The following is a 21360-nucleotide window of genomic DNA, read 5'->3' as shown; positions in this document are numbered from 1 at the left end:
TCATCGCTTTATGCGACTTTGTTAGAATAACTGATAGACAGCTATCTGTCAACAATTATTTTAGGTGTTCCGAAATGTTTTTGCGCTGTTTCAGAACATAAAATAATATAGCAGTTTTAATGGATTTGGTCAACAAAAAAAAGAGAATTTTATCCACTTTTTTCAAACACGATGAATAAATATAGATAACGTATTTTTGTTCGCTTTTTCAGATTTTGTAACCGGCTAAGTAAACAAATTCCAATTTAATTTTCGCTATTTTATTTTTTATTTTTCCTTAACTCCCGGGTCTGTCTTTCGCCTTCCTATCATTTCTTTGGTAAAATAGAGAGGCAAGGATATACAAATGGACGGAGGAATCATTTAATGAAAGTACTAGTTGCTGATGATGATAAAGAAATTGTAGAATTACTAAGCATTTATTTGCATAACGAAGGATATGAAGTCGTTAAAGCTTATGATGGGAAAGAAGCTTTGAGCAAGCTACGGACGACGAACGATATCGATTTGCTTCTATTAGATATCATGATGCCGGTCATGGATGGCATGCAGGTGGTTAAAGAGTTACGCAAAGAATCTCAAATCCCCATCATCATGTTAACGGCTAAAACAACCGATATGGATAAAATCAAAGGTTTAGTCGCAGGGGCGGATGACTACGTGACAAAACCATTTAATCCATTGGAAGTCATGGCCCGGGTAAAATCTTTGTTGCGTCGAACACAGATGCATGTCGCCGAGGATCAACCAGATATTTTAGAAATCCAGTCATTGATCATTAATAAGGACTCTCACGAAGTAAAAACCGTGGACGGAAAAGAAATTCAATTGACTGCGTTAGAATTTGGAATTCTGTATTTACTGGCAAGTCATCCAAATCGTGTTTTCTCAGCGGACGAAATCTTCGAACGCGTGTGGAAACAAGAAAGTATCGTCTCAGCGAAAACGGTCATGGTTCATGTCAGTCACCTACGTGATAAGATCGAAGAAGCGACTGATGGTGAAAAAGTGATCCAAACCGTTTGGGGTGTGGGTTATAAGATTGATGCAAAATAATGTAGAAAAGAAAAAAAGAATCACCCTCACATCAAAAGAAGTCAGCGAATTAATTGCTGAGGGAATCGTCACCGTTATTCTATTGCTTCTATTAAATGTGGCAATAATGGTTCTATTCACTCAGATGCTAAACAACTCGCCTGATTTGTCCGATGCGATCTATCGTTCCAAAAACATCTTTGCCAATAGCTTAGACAGTGATATTTTTTGGAGCGGGCGAAACTTTGTTATTCCCTTTTTCGTGATCATTGATATTTTAATTGTTTTTTGGCGTTTGATTCGTCGTTATCGTCAAATGCAGCTGCGTCACATCATTAATGAGTTGCACTACATCGCTAATGGAAATTACGATTACCGCATTCCTTTCGAACTACGGGGAGATCTCAGCAAGGTCGTTGACAGTATCAATGGATTAGTTGACAGCACGGTTGCGGCCATCGAGGATGAACGAGCGATCGAAAAATCGAAAGACGAGTTGATTACAAATGTCAGTCATGACATTCGCACCCCTTTGACTTCTATTATTGGTTACTTGGGTCTAATCGAAGATCGGCAATATCAGAATACGGATGAAATCCTTAAATACACTAGCATCGCCTACAAAAAGGCCAAACAAATGAAATCCTTAGTTGAAGATTTGTTTGAGTATTCGAAGGTCCGCCAACCCTCTGTACCGGTTATTAATGTCTCCTTCGATATGGTCCAGCTATTAGAACAATTGGCAGCCGATTTCGAGCTTGAAGCTAAGAAAAAAGATATCCAAATTCTAGTGGATACAACAGAAAGTCAGTTAGTCATGGATGGCGATACCGAAAAACTTGTCCGGGTTTTTAATAACTTGATCACCAATGGTTTAAAATACGGAACCCATGCAGACAAAATCATCATTAAGATTGAAAAGGCCAAAAATGAAGCCGTCATTACGGTTCAAAACAATGGCCAGCCAATCCCTAGAGAGGCACTGGATCAATTGTTTGACCGCTTCTATCGAGTGGACGAATCACGCTCGCAAGAAATCAGCGGGACTGGCCTAGGCTTAGCCATTACCCAAAATATCGTCAATCTACACGGTGGTTATATTTATGCTCAATCAAATGAAGATTGGACTTCTTTTATCATTCATTTGCCGCTACACAAAAATCAAGCGAAGGCCCTTTCAGATAATCGTTGACTTTAATTTTTCGATTGCTTATACTGGTCTCAATAAGAGATGCAGGAAACCAAGTACTTGAGTTTGTTTTTTTAGAGAGTTGATGGCTGGTGAAAATCAACAGAACAGCTTAGGGAAATCCAGTTTCACGATCTGCGTTTTTCGAAAGAGAAACCGGGTGACGCCGATAACCGTCGTTCAAGTGCAGCATTTGCTGAATTTGGGTGGTACCGCGAAATTATACACCGTTTCGTCCCTGTTAATGGGATGAGACGGTGTTTTTTTTATTTTAAAGGAGGAAAAACAATGCTAGACGTAAAAATGATCCGCAATAATTTTGCCGAAGTAAGCGAAAAATTAGCTACTCGTGGCGTGAAGGAAGAAGTCTTAAAACGTTTCTTAGACCTAGACGAACAACGCCGCCAATTATTGGTTAAAACAGAAGAGTTAAAAAAATACCGGAATGATGTCTCTGGTGAAATCGCCAAACTAAAACGCGAAAAAAATGATGCTACTGATAAAATCGCTGAAATGAAGGAAGTCGGTGTTAAAATCAAAGACTTCGATACACAAGTCGCTGAGATCGATGCCCAATTAACTGAAATCACGACGACTTTACCGAATCTGCCTCACGATTCTGTACCAATCGGTGAAGATGAAGACGACAACGTTGAAATGCGTCGTTGGAGCACGCCTCGCCAATTCGCTTTTGAGCCAAAACCCCACTGGGAAGTTGCTGAAAATCTTGATATTTTAGATTTCGAACGGGGAGCAAAAGTTTCCGGCAGCCGTTTTGTTTACTACAAGGGCTTAGGCGCGCGTTTAGAACGGGCTGTTTACAACTTCATGCTTGATGAACATGTTTACGAACAAGGCTATACTGAAATGATTACCCCTTACTTGGTAAACAGCAAATCAATGTTTGGGACTGGGCAATTTCCAAAATTCAAAGAAGACGTCTTCCAAGTGGAAGATCGTGATTTGACGTTGATCCCAACTGCAGAAGTTCCTTTGACTAACTATTATGCCGATGAAATCTTAGATGGCAAAGACTTGCCGATTTATTTCACTGCGTTATCTCCTTCTTTCCGTTCTGAAGCAGGCAGTGCAGGTCGTGATACTCGCGGCTTGATTCGTTTACATCAGTTCCATAAAGTGGAAATGGTAAAATTCAGCGATAAAGAATCTTCTTACGATGAATTAGAAAAAATGACGCAAAATGCGGAAGTGCTTTTGCAAAAACTTAACTTACCTTATCGAGTGATTACCTTGAGTACCGGTGATATGGGCTTCTCAGCAGCGAAAACTTATGATTTAGAAGTTTGGGTCCCTGCACAAGATACGTACCGTGAAATCAGCTCTTGTTCAAACTGTGAAGACTTCCAAGCTCGTCGCGCTATGATTCGCTACCGTGACGAAGAAGGCAAAGTTCAATATGCTCATACTCTGAATGGCTCTGGTTTAGCTGTTGGCCGAACAGTCACTGCTATTTTAGAAAACTATCAAAACGAAGATGGCTCTGTTACCATTCCTGAAGTATTAATACCTTATATGGGAAATGTAAAAGTGATCAAAAAAGAAAAATAGTTCCTTTATAGTCAAAAAAAGACCTCGGAAAATTTCCGAGGTCGCTTTTTTTATTGTTCTACTGAATAGTTTGGTGCTTCTTTCGTAATTTGAACATCATGAGGATGCGACTCTTTTAAGCCGTTGCCACTCATTTGAACAAATTGTGCGTTTTCCCGTAGGCTTTGCAAGTCGCCTGCACCGACATAACCCATACCAGCTTTCAATCCGCCAATCATTTGGAAAATGATGTCTGCGGCAGATCCTTTATAAGCTACCCGGCCTTCAATCCCTTCTGGGACTAGTTTATTTGCTTCATTAACACCACTTTGGAAATAACGATCACTTGAACCTTTTTCCATTGCGCCTAATGAGCCCATACCACGATACGTTTTGAATCGGCGACCTTGATAAATTTCAAATTCACCTGGTGATTCGTCCGTTCCAGCTAACATTGAACCAAGCATCACAGCAAAACCACCTGCTGCCAAAGCCTTCACGATATCACCAGAATATTTGATTCCGCCATCAGCAATGATTGCTTTGCCATATTGACGCGCAACTGAAGCCGCATCATAGATAGCCGTCAATTGTGGGACACCTACACCGGCAACTACCCGTGTTGTACAGATTGAACCGGGACCAATTCCCACCTTCACAACATCAACACCTGAGTCGTACAAGGCTTTTGCCCCTTCTGCCGTTGCGATGTTTCCTGCAATCAACGTCGCTTCTGGGAAGGTTTCGCGAATCTCGCGAATTTTGCGTAATACACCGGCACTATGACCATGAGCAGTATCAATCACGATTGCATCTGCTCCAGCTTTTAACAATGCCTCTGCGCGTTCAAAAGTATCACTGGTGACACCAACTGCCGCAGCAACTAGTAAACGACCATGCTCATCTTTTGCAGCATTTGGAAATTCGATCACTTTTTCAATATCTTTGATGGTAATCAAGCCGCTTAAACGACCTTCAGCATCAACGATCGGTAATTTTTCAATTTTATGCTTCTGTAGCGTTTTTTCGGCATCTTGTAATTTCGTTCCAACCGGTGCTGTTACAAGTCCCTCTTTGGTCATAACTTCATGGATCGGAATCGCATAATCGGTTACAAAACGCATATCACGATTCGTAATAATGCCGACTAGTTTCCGATTTTCCATTGTTTCTACAATTGGAACACCACTAATCCGATAACGGCTCATCAAATCTTCGGCATCTTGGACCTTATGTTCTGGTGTTAAGAAAAACGGATCGATGATTACGCCGCTTTCTGAACGTTTTACTTTACGAACCTCATCTGCTTGGGCAGCAACACTCATATTTTTATGGATAACTCCAAGACCACCTTGACGGGCCATCGCGATTGCCATTTTACTGTCAGTCACTGTATCCATACTGGCACTCATTAACGGAATGTTCAATTTGATATTTTTCGCTAATTGCACGCTCATATCCACATCGTTTGGCAATACATGGCTCTCCGCCGGAATCAACAAAACATCATCAAATGTCAGACCTTTTTTCGCAAATTTCGTTTCCCAATTAGACATTGTTCGTTACCACTCCCCAGAATTATTTTTAATAATGAAACTAACAGAATGATAGAGCCAAGTCAATATCTTAACTTGAAATACTCATCTAACCTTTATTTTTCTTTCGGCTCAAACCATTTTTTTAGCAAATCATCGGTTATTTCAACTTCTTCAATCAGCTGATAGGTCGCTTGATTGGTTTCGTTGTCACGAATCAAATAAAAACCTTCCTGATTAATAAAATCATCTAACCGGATTACGGTATAACGATTATCGATATTTTGAATTCCCTTAAAGATATCTCGTAATAACAACTTCGCGTGATGGACGTTCTCTTGTCGTTCTTTTGCCTTTTCAACCGCCGCTGTCAACGTGTAGCCTTCATCTAAAAAATGCTTAATCATCTCTACTTTGACAACCATCGGCAATTTAAACTTGCGATTGCCGCTTTTTTCCCCAGTCGAATGAATGTAGCCTTTTTGTTCCCAATAACGAATTTGTCTTGGTGAAACGCCCGTTACTTTACTTAATTCACTGATGCCTACTAATAAGTCGTCACTTTCTAGGAGCTGCTTGACCGTATTTTTCTTCACAACGCATCCCTCTCTTCATCTTCTGATTATACTTTCGCTGACAATTGTGTCAAGTAAGTTGACAAAAAAATAAAACAGCAGTACAGTAACAATCGAACATTTATTGTTTCTGAAAATTTCCAAAAGAGAGAAGGCGTTAGATCGTGAGTAATAATCAAACGGTCGATATTTACGGGAAACCCTACAATCGTTCCTTACTAGTCGTTGTACTATTAATTGGAACCTTCTGTACGGTGTTAAACCAAACATTGTTAACAACAGCTTTTCCAGCACTAATGAAAGCATTCGACATCTCTGCTTCTAGTGTTCAATGGCTAACGACTGGCTTCTTGCTAGTAAATGGGATCATGATCCCGATCAGTGCATGGCTGATCAATAAATTCAGTTCAAAAAGATTATACTTAACAGCTATGTCCATCTTTTTGATTGGTACGATTACTTGTTTTGTCGCACCAAACTTTTCTACCTTATTAATCGGACGTTTAGTTCAAGCAGCTGGCGTCGGTATTTCTATGCCATTACTGCAAAACATTATGCTATCCATCTTCCCGCCCGAAAAACGTGGTTCAGCCATGGGAATGGCCGGAATCGTTATTGGACTTGCACCAGCGTTAGGCCCGACCCTTTCTGGTTGGATCATCGATCATTACACATGGCGTGATCTTTTCGGTATGGTCATTCCAATTGTTGTTTTAGTTTTAGTTTTAGCCATCTTTTTAATGAAGAGCGTTATTCAATTATCCAATCCAAGCATTGACGTGTTCTCAGCATTGCTATCAACAGTCGGCTTCGGTAGCTTATTATACGGGTTCTCTTCTGTCGGTAACGACGGTTGGGGCAGTTTAAAAGTGATTAGCTTCTTAGTTGTTGGTGTCGTCGTCATCGGACTTTTCGTATGGCGCCAATTACATTTAGAACATCCTTTCCTAGAACTGCGCGTCTTCAAATCACCAATTTTTACCATTGCCGCAATCCTAAGCGGAGTTGTCAATATGGCGATGGTTGGTGCTGAAATGGTTCTTCCTTTATATATCCAAAACATTCGTGGCGAATCAGCCTTTCATTCTGGCTTGATGCTTTTGCCAGGGGCAGTGATCATGGGTGCAATGATGCCGATTACTGGAGCAATCTTTGATAAACACGGTGCGAAACGGTTGGCGATCAGCGGGATGTTGATTCTGACAGCAGCAACCTTACCATTTGCTTTTCTAACAAAAGAAACCCCCATTGCTATGATCGTCATTTTATATGCAATGCGGATGTTTGGTATCTCAATGGTTATGATGCCAGTCACAACTTCAGGTATGAACGCCTTGCCAATGAATCTAATCAGTCACGGTACCGCCGTGAACAATACGTTCCGTCAAGTTGCTAGTTCAATCGGAACAGCTATTTTGATCAGTGTATTGACGAATGTAACCAAAGATAACTTGCCTAAAGCGGGCTTATTGAAAACATTGCCTTTGACTTATAAGAATCAAGCAATCAGCGCAACCTTATCTGGTTACCATGCTGCTTTCTTTGTGGCAGTGATCTTCGGAGTTGTCGGTTTCGCCATCACTTTCTTCTTGAAAGCTAATAAAAAAGTTGAAGGAGGCGTTGCAAAATGATTTTCGCTATAACAATTATCAGCGTCTTGGCCTTTGCCTTAACCAATATTTTCGCAAAAAAAGCCTGGCAGACTATTCTATCTGTGATCTTTGCTGCGATCTTCCTAATCAGCCTAGGATTCATTACCGCCAACGATCATTATCACTACGGAATGAAGAAAGTCACCGAAACAACGACTCAAACCTTAACCTCTAGTGCGGATAGTAAAAATATGAATCTGCTGCTTTATCAACCACTTGGCAATGGAACTGAAAAAGTTTATCTATATAAAACCAATGAATCTCAGAAAAAACCAAAGCCAACTGGAACGGATCATGTTACGAATGTAGTGAAAAAGGATCAAGCCAACGCGCAACTCCAAACAGCCAAAACCTATTGGATCTATAAAAATGACACAGCTAAGTTGTGGTTTGGCCTTTCTAGTAAAAATCATCAATTAGTCAAAGAAAAAAATACCTTTAATGTCAAAAAGGACTGGTTAGTTTTAAGTACGGATCAGGCCAAAAAATTAGCAAAACTAGTTCAAACAAATAAAGCTTCTATGCAAACGGCTGGTAAAGCTTTCGTTCAAGAAAAAGTGAGAGCCGCCATGATGCAAAATCCAACAATGGATCAAGCCACTCAACAAAAAATAATCCAACAGGCCACCGCAGAATATCAGCAACAAGCGATGGCAAAGATTATTGCAGAAGTAACTAAATAAAAAATAAGGACTTCGCTTCTTTTTAGAAGCGAAGTCCTTATTTTTTCTAACGTCGTGGCGCTGAAGCCAAACTGCTGATAATGCCAAAACGTTTTTTCAAATAGAAACGTAGGGCTAAACCGATCGCCGCTAATGCGATCAAGATCACGGGATCTAAAATCGGATTTAAGGATGCTGGCAACAAGGCTGCACCATTAAAGACTAAGAACCACACAAGCGTTACGGATCCTAACATCAAAATCGTCTTCCAAGTCTTTGGCTTTTTCGATTTATCTGCTCCCGGCTGTTCATACTGATAGATAAACAGATACATCATATAAAAGATCAAACCGCCGACTGCCGAAGCAACGATTAATGCGGTCAATCCATAAGTTGTTGTTTGTGCCTGTGTTCCACGTGGAACAAACAATCCCATGATACCGGACAAAATCCCTAATAAACCAAATAATAATAGGAAATTATCTAACCACATCAATGAAGCAACGGTCGATTTTTTTTGTTCGATAGGCTTATTGACGATGGCTTCCAAACGTTCTGAGACGGTTCCGAATAATTGACGGGCGGTTTTCCCAGTTTTTTGTTCTTCAACTAGTGTCGGCAGCATCTCATTTAACGCGATAATGGTTTGTTCATCCGTTAAATTGGCGGCTTTCAATGCCTTCTTCAAGTCAAAAATATACTGTTCATTCCGCTTCGTCAACTTTGTTTCAAGTTCGCTGTTTTCTGCATTCAAAGTTCGCAACTCTTCTAACTCCATTGTTCTTTCCTCCTAGACGTTAAAACGGAACAACATTACATCGCCATCTTGCACAACATAATCTTTTCCTTCCAGTCTGACACGTCCAGCTTCTTTAGCTGCGTGCATACTGCCGTATTGATCTAAATCTTCAAAAGAGACTGTTTCAGCTCGAATGAAGCCGCGTTCGAAGTCGGTATGAATGATACCGGCTGCTTGAGGAGCCTTCATGCCTTTACGGAAGGTCCACGCACGAACTTCTTGTTCACCTGCAGTAAAATAAGTCGCTAAGCCTAATAAGTCATAGGCTGTCCGGATTAATTGATCCAAACCAGATTCCTCAATTCCCATCGCTTCTAAGAATTCCGCTTTATCTTCATCTTCCAACTCCGCGATTTCTTCTTCCGCTTCCGCACAAACCACGATCACTTCTGAGTGCTCACTAGCCGCAAAATTACGGACAGTTTGTACATAAGCATTGCTATCTGGATCAGCAACAGTATCTTCATCAACATTGGCGACATAAAGCACGGGCTTACTCGTTAATAAAAACAAGCCTTTAACGATTTTTTGTTCCTCTTCAGTAAATTCAATTGTACGAGCCGATTGCCCTTCTTCTAAGACGGGAACCAGTTTGTCTAAGACAGCCAGCTCTGCCACGGCATTTTTTTCTTTCGTTTTAGCTACTTTTGCGACCCGCGTATAGCGTTTATTAACCGAATCCAAATCAGCTAAAACTAATTCTAAATTGATCGTTTCGATATCTTCTAACGGATCTACGCGGCCTTCCACGTGGGTTATGTTTTCATTATCAAAACAACGCACGACATGACAAATCGCATCTACTTGGCGAATGTGGCTTAAAAATTGGTTTCCTAAGCCTTCCCCTTTGCTGGCACCTTTGACGATTCCGGCAATATCGGTAAATTCAAAGGTAGTTGGAACAGTTTTCTTCGGATGAACCAATTCCGTTAGGCGCTCTAAACGCCAATCAGGTACTTCCACCATTCCGACGTTTGGATCGATCGTCGCGAAGGGATAGTTGGCAGCTTCTGCCCCGGCTTTTGTGATTGCATTAAATAAGGTAGATTTACCAACGTTTGGCAAACCTACGATTCCGGCTGTTAAGGCCATAGTTTACTTCACTCTTTCTCTACTAAGGATGGAATTAAGCTTGAGTCGAATCAGCTTTCTTCTCAAGGATTTTTTTCATTTTCTTTTCAAAATCACGGCGGGTCATCATTACGATGTGACCGCAATTCACACATTTAATTTTGATATCGGCACCCATTCGAATGATCTCCCAGCGATTTGTCTGGCAGGCATGGGGCTTTTTCATCTCAACGATATCACCTAAATCATACATCTGGCAAACCTCCTAGTTCGTACTAAAGTTGGACTGACATCCTAGCGGTTACTCATCAAAATGAATGTTCAAGATGTCTAGGATGCGGGTCAGATCTGATGGCGATAAATATTCAATCGCGATCTTGCCTTTACCGTCTTTTTCGACGATTTCGACGCCTGTTCCGAATTTATCCATTAAACGATCTTCGCTTTCACGCAGATAATAGGGTTTTTCTTTCGTTAACCGTGGACCTTTTTTCTTATCTTTGGCTTTACCTTCATTGTATTCATTAACGATCTGCTCTAATTGACGGACCGTCAAATTTTCTTTGACTGCACGATTGGCTAATTTCAAAATTTGATCTTTTTTCTTTAAGCCTAGCAACGTGCGGGCTTGTCCCATTGATAAACGTTCGTCCTGAACCATTTCTTTAACTAGTTTAGGCAACGTCAACAGTCTTAGATAATTGGCGATGTATGGACGGCTCTTCCCTAAACGAGCGGCCACGTCTGCTTGCGTCAATTTCAAATTTTTCATCAGCATTTCGTAGGCTTCCGCCTCTTCCAACGGATTCAAATCTTCCCGCTGCAAGTTTTCTAAAACAGCAATCTGCATCATCGCTTCTTCATCAAACTCACGAATGATTGCTGGGATCGTTTCTTTTCCGGCTAATTTCGACGCCCGGAAACGACGTTCACCAGCGATTAGCTCATAGCCTTTAACAGCGGATTTTCGAACGATGATCGGTTGGAACACACCGGATTGCTCAATCGAATTGGCTAATTCTTGCAAGGTTGTCTCGTCAAAAGACTTTCGTGGTTGATATGGGTTGGGACGTAGGTCACTTAATGGTAGCTCCACTACTTGATCGTTTTTTATATCGACTTCTTCGATTTCAGACAAATCTTGAAATAACGCATCGATTCCACGACCTAATCCTTTACTTTTGCTCACGAACTAACACTTCCTTTGCTAGAGCTTGATACACTTCGGCACCTTTTGAACGGGGATCATAATCAATGATCGGTTTACCGTGACTCGGTGCTTCAGATAAGCGGACATTTCGCGGAATAATCGTGTCATAAACTTTTTCTTGGAAATAACGGCGTACTTCTTCCACTACTTCAGCCCCTAGATTGGTGCGGGCATCATACATCGTAAGCAAGACCCCTTCGATTTCTAAGCCTGGATTGAAGTGCTTTTGAACAAGTCGTACCGTGTTTAACAGTTGACTCAAGCCTTCCAGTGCATAATATTCACATTGAACCGGGATCAAGATCGCATCGCTGGCAGTGAAGGCATTGATTGTCAAATGACCTAATGATGGTGGACAATCCACCAAAATAAAATCATAGTCATCACTGACCTCTGCTAACGCACTTTTCAAACGTGATTCTCGGGCCATCATGGAAGTCAATTCAATTTCGGCTCCAGCCAATTGCAACGTCGCAGGAACGATGGAAAGATTCTCCCGTGATGTTTCGATGATCGTCTCTTTAATTGGGACCTCGTTGACTAAAACGTCATAGATATCTTGTTTGACGTCCGGCTTGCGCACACCTAGGCCGCTAGTGGCATTCCCTTGCGCGTCGCTGTCGATTAACAGGACTTTTTTACCAACAAAGGCTAAACAGGCACCCAAATTGACCGTTGTTGTCGTTTTACCGACACCGCCCTTTTGGTTTGCAACAGATATGATCCGTGCCATCTAATTTCCTCCTAAAACAAAATTTCATTTAAATTATTTTAACGGCTGCTTATTCGGCAACCCTGGTTTACGTGGATACTTTTTCGGCGTTTCCTTTTTCTTTTGCACCGTGATGATATGACGAGTATCGCCATTTGGCAATGAAACATCCTCCGCTTGAATCAGCTTTCCGCCTAATAAAGCAATCGCTGGTTTGGCTTCTACTAATTCTTCTTCACTTTTTGCTGCTTTTAAGGCAAAGAAGTAGCCGTTCTTTTTGACTAATGGCAAGCAAAGCTCCGTCAAAACATTCAAACGGGCAACTGCACGGGCAGTGACGAAATCAAAGGTCTCGCGAAATTCTTTTTTCTGACCAAACGTCTCCGCTCGATCATGATAAAGAGACACATGATCTAACTCTAACGCCTCAACTAAGGTGCTCAAAAAAGTAATTCGTTTATTCAAAGAATCAACGATCGTAATCTCTAATTCGGGGAAAACGATTTTTAATGGCAAGCTAGGAAACCCCGCGCCAGAACCAACATCGCATAATTTCCCTTTAGGCTCAAAAGTATCCGAAAAAGCCAGTGTAATCGAATCATAAAAATGTTTCAAATACACCTCTTGATGGTCCGTGATAGCGGTGAGATTCATCTTTTGATTCCACTCAACCAACAAATCAAAATAGATCGCAAATTGATCCAGCTGTTTGGCTGAAAGTTCGATCCCTTGCGCGGCTAATTCCGCTTGAAATTCTTCTGGTGTCATAAGAAATCCTTTCATTTCGTGAAACAGCAAAATGTTTCACAGACTATCCTCTACTTTAACGCATTATCGCTTTACATGCAATGGTTTACGTATGTTTCACAAGCAGATTAAGAAAGCTTTAACGCCCTCCTAGATGGACCGTTTCCAAACAGAAATCATAGAATTTTTTTAAGACGGGAATTTCTAAATTATTTTTTTTCGCCGCTAAATAAATATTCCGATCTTCCAATGGGTCCTCAATTTTTATTTTTTTGACGGGATATGAATTGATCGAAGGGATATTAGGCATCAAAGCAATCCCATATTTTTCTCCAACAAAGCCTAAGACACTGTGATCCTCTTCTAATTCACATTGGACAGACAACTCAATCCCTAGCTGTTTAAGCTGACGATCCAAATACGGCCGTAAACCACTTTGTTTTCCATAATAGACGTAAGGATAAGACAAAGTCTCTTGCAATTTAAGACTTTCGCGTGTGGCTAATGGATGGGATTCTGGCACGACCAATACTAGTTCTTCATGCGCCAGCACTTGAAACACCAAACTTGGGTCCTCACTTATAATGGAACAAATACCAATGTCGATCGTGTCATCCAACAGCATCCGAATAATTTGGTTTGAGTTTCCTTGATGAAAAACAAAACGAATCTCACTATTTTCATCTTCCTGCTGAAAGGCTTGGACTAGTTGCGGCGCCAACGTCGAACCCATTGTATAAATGAAACCAAATTCGATCTCTCCTGAGTTTGGATTGATCATTTCCTGCAATCTTTGCTGTCCTTTTTCGAGTTCTTGCAATGCCGGCTGTACATATTCGTAAAAGACCCGACCATGGCGCGTCAAAAATATATTTCGTCCTTTTTTCTCAAACAGAGCAACTCCAAGCTCTTGCTCCAAAACCGTCATTGCATGACTCACATTAGGCTGTGATGTATTCGCCAGCTCAGCTGCTTTCGTCATATGTTCACTTTGGGCCAACAAAACGAAATACTCCAATTGTCGTAAGTTCATTTATCTCACCTCGTTTAATAAATTAATTTTATCAATCTTATTAAAATAAAGCATTAGTTTTAATAAAACAAATGCGCTAGGATTAGGGTATAATCAAGTGAATAAAGTCACATGATATGAAAAGGATCAATTTATGAAAACATCAAAGTACCAACTGCTGATCGGCAGTCTTTATTTCAACTACATCTTTCAAGGGATGGCAGCGATTATCCTATCACAAAATATGGATAAGTTAAAAACCCAATGGCAAGTCTCAACGTCACAAGTGACTTTAGTCATGAGTGCGATCGGTTTAGGCCGAATTGTCAGCTTGTATTTCTCTGGCTATTTTTCAGATACCTTTGGCCGCAGAAAAACAGTGATTGTTGCGATTCTTTCTTATGCCTTCTTCTTTTTCGGCGTGCTTTTTAGTCCGAATTATCAACTCGCCTTTTTCTTCGCCTTATTTGGTGGCGTCAGTAATGCTTTTTTAGATACCAGCACCTACCCAACCTTAGTAGAAGCTTATCCTGATGAAAAAATAAACAGCTCCTTAAGTGTTTTAAATAAAGCCTTCATTTCATTAGGTCAATTCATTCTGCCTTTTATCACTCGTTATCTTTTGCAAAAAGAGCTTTTCTTCGGCTGGCCCTTCATTCTTTGTGCCGTTTGTCTATTGGCTAATTTAGGTTATCTACTTTTTGCCAAATTCCCACCTTTAAGCTCTTTGCCTAATAAAACACAAATTAACGCAAATGATTGTGAAAAAAATAATAATATTGGCGATTTCAAAATCGATGGAGCTGCTTTACTCGTCTTTTCCTTTGTCTCTGTCTCGATCTTTAATATTTTTATTCTTTGGATTCCTCAATATGCTGAATCCATGCGGGTCGTTTCTCACGAGAATAGTTTGATCTTCGTTAGTCTGTATAGCGTAGGCTCCTTTGTCTCCGTTTTCTTTACCTCTGGCATCGTCAAAAAAGGCGTAAACATTCCTAAACTGATTAGCTTCTGTGTGGGAATTTCCGGTTTTACCTTGCTTTGGATGTTGCTTGCTCCTAGCTTTGTCTCGACGATCGTCGCTTCTTTAGCCATCGGTATTTTTGCCGCCGGAGGGATTTGGCAGCTAGGACTAGCGTTAATGTTGGAATTATTTCCCAGTAGAAAAGGTAAATATACTAGCTACTACTCCTTAGCAACCTCCACTTCAGTCATGATCACGCCCTACATTACAGGCATCCTTAGTGAACATGGAATGGAATATGTCTTTTGGTTTGATGTATTTTTGGTTTTATTAGGCTTTATCGCTTCTCTTGTGATTCAACAGCGGTACAAAAAGTTTTTTCCTACTGAAATAACTGAACCACTAGAATAATAAAAATTATTTATAATTCCAATCAATATAAAGCATTAGATTTTATAGATTTCCTTTCGTACAATGAAGACAAATGATATTGTGAATACGTTCATTTGCCTATGAAAGGATGAATCCTATGGAAAAGTACCAAACCCTTTTTAAACCTCTCACAATCAAACGACTAACGTTAAAAAATCGCGTGATCATGCCGCCTATGGGAACAAATTTTGCCAACCAAGATGGAACCTTCAATGAGCAGCACTATTCCTATTACGAACAACGGGCAAAAGGCGGTACTGGTCTGATTACGCTGGAAAACGTTTGCATTGACTATCCCCTAGGAACCAACGGAACCACTCAGTTAAGAATGGACAACGATCAATTTATCCCTGGCTTGTGGCAATTCAACGAGCGAATGCACGCCTATGGAGCGGCAACCTCCATCCAAATCAATCATGCTGGAGCTTCTGCCTATCCTTTACGCCTTCAAGGAAAGCAGGCCGTCTCTGCTTCTGATGTTCCTAGTAAAACTGGCGGTTTAAAACCACGCTCGCTTGAAAAAACAGAAATCGAAGCAATCATTCAAAAATATGCGGAAGGTGCGGCACGAGCACAGCAAGCAGGCTTTGATTGCGTGGAGATCCATGCGGGTCATTCCTATCTGATCAGCCAATTCTTATCGCCAGTCTACAACAAGCGCACCGATGAATTTGGCGGTTCGCCTGAAAATCGCGCTCGCTTTGCTCGAATGACCATTCAAGCCGTACGAAAAGCGGTCGGTCCTTTTTTCCCCATTTCTTTACGCATCAGCGCTGATGAACTTTTACCTGAAGGCAATACCTTAGACGACACACTGAATTTACTTACTTACATTGCAGAAGATGTTGATATTCTCAATGTTTCGGCTGCGCTGAATGACAATCTACAATATCAAATTGATAAAATGAACTTAAAAGATGGCTGGCGGAGTTATATGGCTAAAGCAGTCAAGACTCGTTTCCCAGAAAAGGCCATCGTGACTTCAGGAAATATCCGTAGCCCACAGCGTGCCGAAGAAATCCTACAAAACGGCGATGCCGATCTACTGGCAATGGGACGCGGTTTGATCGCAGAACCGAATTGGGTCAACAAAGTCGCCCAGGGGCAAGAAGCATTGCTTCGTAAATGTATCTCTTGTAACATCGGTTGTGCAGATCATCGCATCGCTAAATCACGGCCGATCCGTTGTACCGTCAATCCTGATATTTATTATGAAGATGCCCATAAAAAAGAGCCGATCACCACTCCACTGAATATGGTCGTCATCGGCGGCGGAACAGCTGGTCTTGAAGCCGCAGCAAGTGCTGCTGAGATGGGCGTTAACGTTACCCTTTATGAAGAAAAAAGCTATTTAGGCGGTTTGGCTCACGAGATCGCTCGTTTTCCAGACAAACGCCGAATCGATGATTTCGTTACTTATCTAACCAATCGGGCCGCACAGTTACCGAATTTGACGATTCATTTGAATCATCGTTTTTCATTAGCAGATATTAAACAAAGACCTGATTTGATCGTGAATACGACCGGCGCAACCCCACTTCTGCCGCCAATCAAAGGCTTGCATGAGGAACTAGTAAGGACCGATCGCCAGGTCTTTTCGATTTTCGATCTTTTAGAAAATATGGAAAACTTCCAAGAATTCTTCAATAAAAAAGTAGTGGTTATCGGTGGCGGTGCTGTCGGCTTAGACGTTGTTGAATACTACGCCGAAAATGGTGCCGAAAAAGTCGATATCGTCGAGATGGTGGATCAATTAGGTAAAGATTTGGATATCATCACAAAACTAGGCATGATGGAAATCGTCAATGATTATCATGTAGGTGTTCACACCTCAACAAAATTGATGGAAGTCCAAAAAGATCGTTTTATCGTGGAAGATCCTACTGGAAAAATCATAGAGCTGCCATTTGATCTAGGCTTTATCTGCTTAGGGATGAGAGCTAACGCGCCATTGATGCCTGAACTTGCAACCTATGCCCAGCAAAACGATGTTACATTACTTAACATCGGTGATAGCAAAGTCGCTCGCCGTATCATGGAAGGAACGAGAGAGGCTCGTGATATTGTCAAAGTTATTAAAAATCTAGAGGCACAACGCGTTTCATCTTTTGCCACTGCATATTGATCTATATTTCACAAAATAAACTATAAAATAAGCGAGGAATTGAACAATGACAGAAAGATTGACTGGACACACCTTATTAATCAGCTTGATTGCAAAACCGATTCGCCACAGTATGTCCCCAACCATGCATAACGAGGCCTTTGCCAAACTAGGGCTGGATTACGCTTACTTAGCCTTCGAGGTGGATAACTCCACCTTGAAAGAAGCGGTGGAAGGCATCCGCGCGCTAGGTATTCGCGGTTCTAATGTCTCTATGCCAAATAAGCAAGCGATCATCCCTTACCTAGATGAGATCTCCCCTGAGGCTGAATTGATTGGTGCCGTGAATACCGTAACCAATAAAGATGGCAAAGGCCATCTAGTCGGTTACAATACCGATGGCATCGGAGCAATGGCTGCCTTAACCGATGAAGGCGTGTCCGTAAAAGATCAAATCATCACCATGACCGGAGCGGGTGGCGCAGGGACAGCCATTGCGATCCAGGCGGCCTTTGATGGCGCAAAGGAAGTACGTATCTTCAATGTGAATGATGACGTTTTTGAAAATGCCGCAGAAACCGTCAAAAAAATCAATGCCCATACGGATTGTACCGCAACCTTAACCGATCTAGCCGACCAAGCAGCCTTTAAAACCTCTATTAAAGAAAGCAGTATCTACATCGATGCAACCGGTGTGGGGATGAAACCGTTAGAAGATGTCAGCTTGATCAATGATCCAGAAATGATTCGTTCAGATCTAGTCGTTTTTGATGTTGTTTATGCTCCTCGGGAAACGAAACTGTTGCGCTTTGCGAAAGAACACGGTGCAAAAAAAGCAATTAACGGCCTAGGTATGATGCTTTATCAAGGAGCCGCAGCTTTCAAATGCTTTACAGATGAAGAGATGCCGGTCACTTATATCAAAGAATTGCTATTTGACGAATAGGCGGAGGATAAAATGAAAAATAAATACTTGCCGACAGCGATCGGGCTCTATATCAACTATATTATTCACGGGATGGGCGTTATCATCATCTCGCAAAATCAAAAGGCCTTAATGGGACAATGGAATACCGATTTGATGGGGGTTGCGAAAGTAATCTCGATGTTAGGGATCGGGCGTTTGATTGCAATCATGATCTCTGGCCGTTTATCCGATAAATTTGGTCGAAAACCCTTTATCTATTTAGGTATCGTTACGTATTCTTTGTACTTCTTCGGGATCTTATATAGTCAAAGTGTCAATATGGCCATGGTTTTCGCGGTGATTGCCGGAATCTCTAATTCATTCTTAGATTCAGGAACCTATCCGGCATTGATGGAATCTTTTCCTAAAAAAGCCGGTACCGCGAATGTCTTGATCAAAGCCTTTGTCCAAATCGGCCAATTTGCTTTACCGATTATGTTAAAAGTTATCAATACGAGCAACATGTGGTTTGGTTGGTCTTTTGTTATTCCGGTGATCGTCTTTATTTTAAATGGGCTCTTCTTATTGAGACGACCTTTCCCAGACCAAGATGCCAAAGAAAATCAACAACCTGAGATCCAAGCGGTCAAATTCAAGCGTCAGCCAAAAATCGCCATTGAAGGGGTTTGCTTTATCATCTACGGATTTATTTCGCAAGCAACGTTCTATTTGATCTCTCAATTTATCGGAGTCTATGGCGAGCAAGTTGCCAATATGTCCGCCGACAACGCCAATTTATTGATCTCCTACTACTCCACCGGTTCTTTGATTTGTGTCGCTGTAACGGCAGCGTTAGCGACGAGAGTTCGCCCAATTTACTTGGTCACCCTTTATACCTTCATTTCATTTGTAACGATCACAATCATGTGGCTGTTCCCATCACCGACCGTCATGATGATCGGCGCAGGCTTAGTCGGGTTCTTCGCGGCTGGCGGAGTGATGCAGCTGGGTTTGACCGTTATGGGCGAGATGTTCCCTGCTGGTAAAGGAACGATCACAGGTATTTTCTATACCTTTGGTAGTATCGCCTCTTTCTTGATCCCGATCGCTGCAGCTGCAATTGCCAAGACGAATGTTCGTGGTATCATGTTCTTTGATACGATTATCGCTGGAATCGGTTTTGTGTTAGCGGTGATTATCTTTATTCGCTATCGCAGCACAGTCGATTTATCAGGAGATAAAGAAGAAAAAAGTTCTTTACAGTTAACAGAAACGCAAGCAAAAAGCTAAACTGAATTTATTTGTGTGAAGCAGGAGGAAAGAACATGAAAAAAGTGACAATCGATCAGCTTGTGATTGGTGAAGGAGATCCGAAGATCATCGTACCAATGGTTGATCGGACAGAAGAAGCGTTACTGGCAACAGCCGCTCAAATCAGCCAATTAGACTGCGACATCGTGGAATGGCGGATTGATTTCTTTGAAAAGGTAGAAAAACCTGAAATCGTTGCCGAACTATCTCATCAGCTGAAAATCGCGTTGAATAAACCTTTACTTATCACCTTCCGAACACACCAAGAAGGTGGCGTACTGCCGTTAAGCGATGAAAAGTATTTCGAACTTTATCAGACGGTGATTGCAGAAGGAAAAGCCGATTTACTGGATTTAGAATTATTTATGCCGGAAGTACTGGTCGCTCAAACAATGGAGGCGGCTCAGCAAAAAGGGATCAAAGTCGTCATGTGCAACCATGATTTTGACAAAACACCCGCGAAAGAAGAAATCATTACACGCCTAAGAGCGATGCAGGAAAAAGGCGCGGATATTTGTAAAATCGCCGTGATGCCTCAATCCTCCGCAGATGTTCTAACGTTACTGGATGCGACCCGCGAGATGTCTGAAACTTATGCCGATCGGCCACTAATTACCATGTCGATGGGGGCGCTAGGGATGGTCAGTCGCGTCTCTGGTCAAGTCTTTGGTTCTGCCGCAACCTTTGGCTCTGCCGGAACCGCTTCGGCGCCGGGTCAGGTCCCTGTTAATGAACTAAGAAAAATCCTGAAGACGTTGGCGATCTGATTAATTAAAACTATTTTTTCTAAAAACAAGTGCTTGCTAAGCGCTTGTTTTTTCGTTATCTAAAAAAATATGATTTAGTTATTTAAATTCACTCAAAAAGCTTCTATAGACTCGCTTTGATACACAAAACACTATCCTCAATAAATTGTTTCACATGAAACAAAGATTTTCTTCCTTTCACGTAAGCAAGATGATATAAATTAAAAACACTCTTTTATCTGCTTAAAAAACTATCATTTTTAATAGTAATCATCGCTTCTACTAAGATTTATCGTTATAATCAAACAAACTTTAATTTAGGAGCGATTTATGAAAATAATAGTTATTTTTATTTTAGCTTTTTTCTTATTTTTAACTGTTTCTCCAAGCGTTTCCCAAGCTACCGCCGGCGGTCATTCTGGCGGCCGATCTGTACACTCAAGTAGTCGCAGCGGTGGTGGTTTGCGTAGTTACTCTGGAAGCCGTGGTGGAACATTGGGGACTTATACCCCTCACTACTATGGAGGGACACGTTCACCTCTTGGCTCCTTAGTTTCTGGTTTATTTTTTGTTGGTGTCGCCGGATTTTCAATCTTACGAAAAAAAATTCGTGTCCATCAATCGAATGTCGCCGCCCGTCAAGATTTTTTGGCTGCCATTCCCGGTAACAACCAAAAGAAACAGCATTTACTGCAAGAAGTCGAAATGGCCTTTTTAACGATCCAAAATGCTTGGAATCAGTCGTCTTTAGAGGCTGCGAAAAAGTTTTATACTGAAAAACTCTACCAAACGCATTTGGCAATTTTGAATGAACAACGGGAAAAGGGTTTTGCTAACCGAACTGAAAAAACACAGCTTCAAGAACTTTCAAACTATCGCTTGATCAATCCAAATAGTTTTTCAGTCCAGATTTACTTTACTTGCTTAGATTACGAAGAAGAATTAGCTACTGGTAGAATTCTTGCTGGCAGTACTAGTCAGAAACAAGCTTTTTTACAAACGTGGTATTTTGATTATGATGATTCAGATCAGTGCTGGAAAGCTGATTACATCCAACCTATTTCTTTAAGCTAAAATGCACAAAGAACCTGTGACAAAAATCTTGTCACAGGTTCTTTCTATAAATAAACGGTGTTCTTGAAGTTGAAC

General features: G+C 41.2%; 20 protein-coding genes and 1 other annotated feature. Of the genes, 11 read left to right on the top strand and 9 right to left on the bottom strand.

Annotated features, from left to right (window positions below; genetic code table 11):
- Nucleotides 1-366 precede the first annotated feature (366 nt).
- The 3 genes from croR to serS all read left to right on the top strand — a co-directional run bounded on the left by croR (nt 367) and on the right by serS (nt 3793).
- On the top strand, nt 367-1056 hold the full coding sequence (croR, locus tag RV00_RS13595) for a response regulator transcription factor CroR (RefSeq protein WP_016179267.1): 690 nt from the start codon (nt 367-369) through the stop codon (nt 1054-1056).
- The gene (locus RV00_RS13590) at nt 1046-2227 is read left to right on the top strand and encodes a sensor histidine kinase (RefSeq protein WP_071863101.1); all 1182 of its coding nucleotides are present in this window, start codon (nt 1046-1048) and stop codon (nt 2225-2227) included. The genes croR and RV00_RS13590 overlap by 11 nt, the downstream gene beginning before the upstream one ends.
- Before the next feature lie 30 nt (nt 2228-2257).
- Nucleotides 2258-2467, top strand: a binding site (T-box leader).
- A 45-nt stretch (nt 2468-2512) separates the two neighbouring features.
- On the top strand, nt 2513-3793 hold the full coding sequence (serS, locus tag RV00_RS13585) for a serine--tRNA ligase (RefSeq protein WP_071863100.1): 1281 nt from the start codon (nt 2513-2515) through the stop codon (nt 3791-3793).
- Between the two features lie 50 nt (nt 3794-3843).
- Here serS and guaB read toward each other — a convergent pair whose 3' ends face one another.
- Together guaB and RV00_RS13575 are read right to left on the bottom strand one after the other, a co-directional pair.
- On the bottom strand, nt 3844-5328 hold the full coding sequence (gene guaB / locus RV00_RS13580) for an IMP dehydrogenase (protein WP_071863099.1): 1485 nt from the start codon (nt 5326-5328) through the stop codon (nt 3844-3846).
- A 95-nt stretch (nt 5329-5423) separates the two neighbouring features.
- Nucleotides 5424-5903, bottom strand: a complete 480-nt coding sequence (locus tag RV00_RS13575; protein WP_071863098.1) for a MerR family transcriptional regulator — start codon at nt 5901-5903, stop codon at nt 5424-5426.
- Nucleotides 5904-6046: 143 nt separating this feature from the next.
- On the opposite strand from RV00_RS13575, the gene RV00_RS13570 reads away from it, so the two are divergent.
- Both RV00_RS13570 and RV00_RS13565 read left to right on the top strand, forming a co-directional pair.
- Nucleotides 6047-7513: an MDR family MFS transporter gene (locus tag RV00_RS13570; RefSeq protein WP_071863097.1), complete on the top strand. Its 1467-nt coding sequence runs from the start codon at nt 6047-6049 to the stop codon at nt 7511-7513.
- The gene (locus tag RV00_RS13565; protein ID WP_071863096.1) at nt 7510-8217 is read left to right on the top strand and encodes a DUF4811 domain-containing protein; all 708 of its coding nucleotides are present in this window, start codon (nt 7510-7512) and stop codon (nt 8215-8217) included. The genes RV00_RS13570 and RV00_RS13565 overlap by 4 nt, the downstream gene beginning before the upstream one ends.
- 46 nt (nt 8218-8263) lie before the next feature.
- Here the strand turns inward: RV00_RS13565 and RV00_RS13560 are convergent, their stop codons facing one another.
- The 7 genes from RV00_RS13560 to RV00_RS13530 all read right to left on the bottom strand — a co-directional run bounded on the left by RV00_RS13560 (nt 8264) and on the right by RV00_RS13530 (nt 13768).
- Nucleotides 8264-8974 carry a DUF1129 domain-containing protein gene (locus RV00_RS13560; RefSeq protein ID WP_071863095.1) on the bottom strand — a complete coding sequence of 237 codons (711 nt, stop codon included), beginning with the start codon at nt 8972-8974 and terminating at the stop codon, nt 8264-8266.
- Nucleotides 8975-8986: 12 nt separating this feature from the next.
- On the bottom strand, nt 8987-10087 hold the full coding sequence (ychF, locus tag RV00_RS13555; protein WP_071863094.1) for a redox-regulated ATPase YchF: 1101 nt from the start codon (nt 10085-10087) through the stop codon (nt 8987-8989).
- Nucleotides 10088-10121: 34 nt separating this feature from the next.
- On the bottom strand, nt 10122-10319 hold the full coding sequence (locus RV00_RS13550) for a DUF951 domain-containing protein (RefSeq protein WP_071863093.1): 198 nt from the start codon (nt 10317-10319) through the stop codon (nt 10122-10124).
- 48 nt (nt 10320-10367) lie between these two features.
- Nucleotides 10368-11255 carry a ParB/RepB/Spo0J family partition protein gene (locus tag RV00_RS13545; RefSeq protein WP_071863092.1) on the bottom strand — a complete coding sequence of 296 codons (888 nt, stop codon included), beginning with the start codon at nt 11253-11255 and terminating at the stop codon, nt 10368-10370.
- A complete protein-coding gene (locus RV00_RS13540; RefSeq protein ID WP_071863091.1) occupies nt 11242-12009 on the bottom strand; it encodes a ParA family protein in 768 nt (255 codons plus the stop codon). Before RV00_RS13540 ends, RV00_RS13545 begins: the two co-directional genes overlap by 14 nt.
- 33 nt (nt 12010-12042) lie before the next feature.
- Entirely contained in the window at nt 12043-12756 is a 714-nt protein-coding gene (rsmG, locus tag RV00_RS13535) for a 16S rRNA (guanine(527)-N(7))-methyltransferase RsmG (RefSeq protein WP_071863090.1), read from the bottom strand.
- Between the two features lie 118 nt (nt 12757-12874).
- Nucleotides 12875-13768, bottom strand: a complete 894-nt coding sequence (locus RV00_RS13530) for a LysR family transcriptional regulator (RefSeq protein WP_071863089.1) — start codon at nt 13766-13768, stop codon at nt 12875-12877.
- Nucleotides 13769-13901: 133 nt separating this feature from the next.
- Between RV00_RS13530 and RV00_RS13525 the strand changes: the two genes are divergently transcribed.
- The 6 genes from RV00_RS13525 (at nt 13902) to RV00_RS13500 (ending at nt 21285) form a co-directional block, all read left to right on the top strand.
- Nucleotides 13902-15122, top strand: coding sequence for an MFS transporter (locus RV00_RS13525; RefSeq protein WP_071863088.1), 1221 nt, complete (start codon nt 13902-13904; stop codon nt 15120-15122).
- Between the two features lie 118 nt (nt 15123-15240).
- On the top strand, nt 15241-17268 hold the full coding sequence (locus RV00_RS13520; RefSeq protein WP_071863087.1) for an oxidoreductase: 2028 nt from the start codon (nt 15241-15243) through the stop codon (nt 17266-17268).
- A gap of 46 nt (nt 17269-17314) precedes the next feature.
- Nucleotides 17315-18193, top strand: a complete 879-nt coding sequence (locus RV00_RS13515) for a shikimate dehydrogenase (protein WP_071863086.1) — start codon at nt 17315-17317, stop codon at nt 18191-18193.
- 12 nt (nt 18194-18205) lie between these two features.
- Nucleotides 18206-19444 (top strand): MFS transporter, encoded by a 1239-nt coding sequence (locus RV00_RS13510; protein ID WP_071863085.1) that lies wholly within the window; start codon nt 18206-18208, stop codon nt 19442-19444.
- A 35-nt stretch (nt 19445-19479) separates the two neighbouring features.
- On the top strand, nt 19480-20232 hold the full coding sequence (aroD, locus tag RV00_RS13505; protein WP_071863084.1) for a type I 3-dehydroquinate dehydratase: 753 nt from the start codon (nt 19480-19482) through the stop codon (nt 20230-20232).
- A gap of 309 nt (nt 20233-20541) precedes the next feature.
- Nucleotides 20542-21285 (top strand): TIM44-like domain-containing protein, encoded by a 744-nt coding sequence (locus tag RV00_RS13500; RefSeq protein ID WP_071863083.1) that lies wholly within the window; start codon nt 20542-20544, stop codon nt 21283-21285.
- The last annotated feature ends 75 nt before the right edge of the window (nt 21286-21360 follow it).

The organism is Enterococcus devriesei, from assembly GCF_001885905.1.
GTDB classification, from domain to species: Bacteria; Bacillota; Bacilli; order Lactobacillales; family Enterococcaceae; genus Enterococcus_A; species Enterococcus_A devriesei.
The sequence above is the reverse complement of the archived record's forward strand: the minus strand, read 5'-3'. Positions and strand labels throughout refer to the sequence as shown.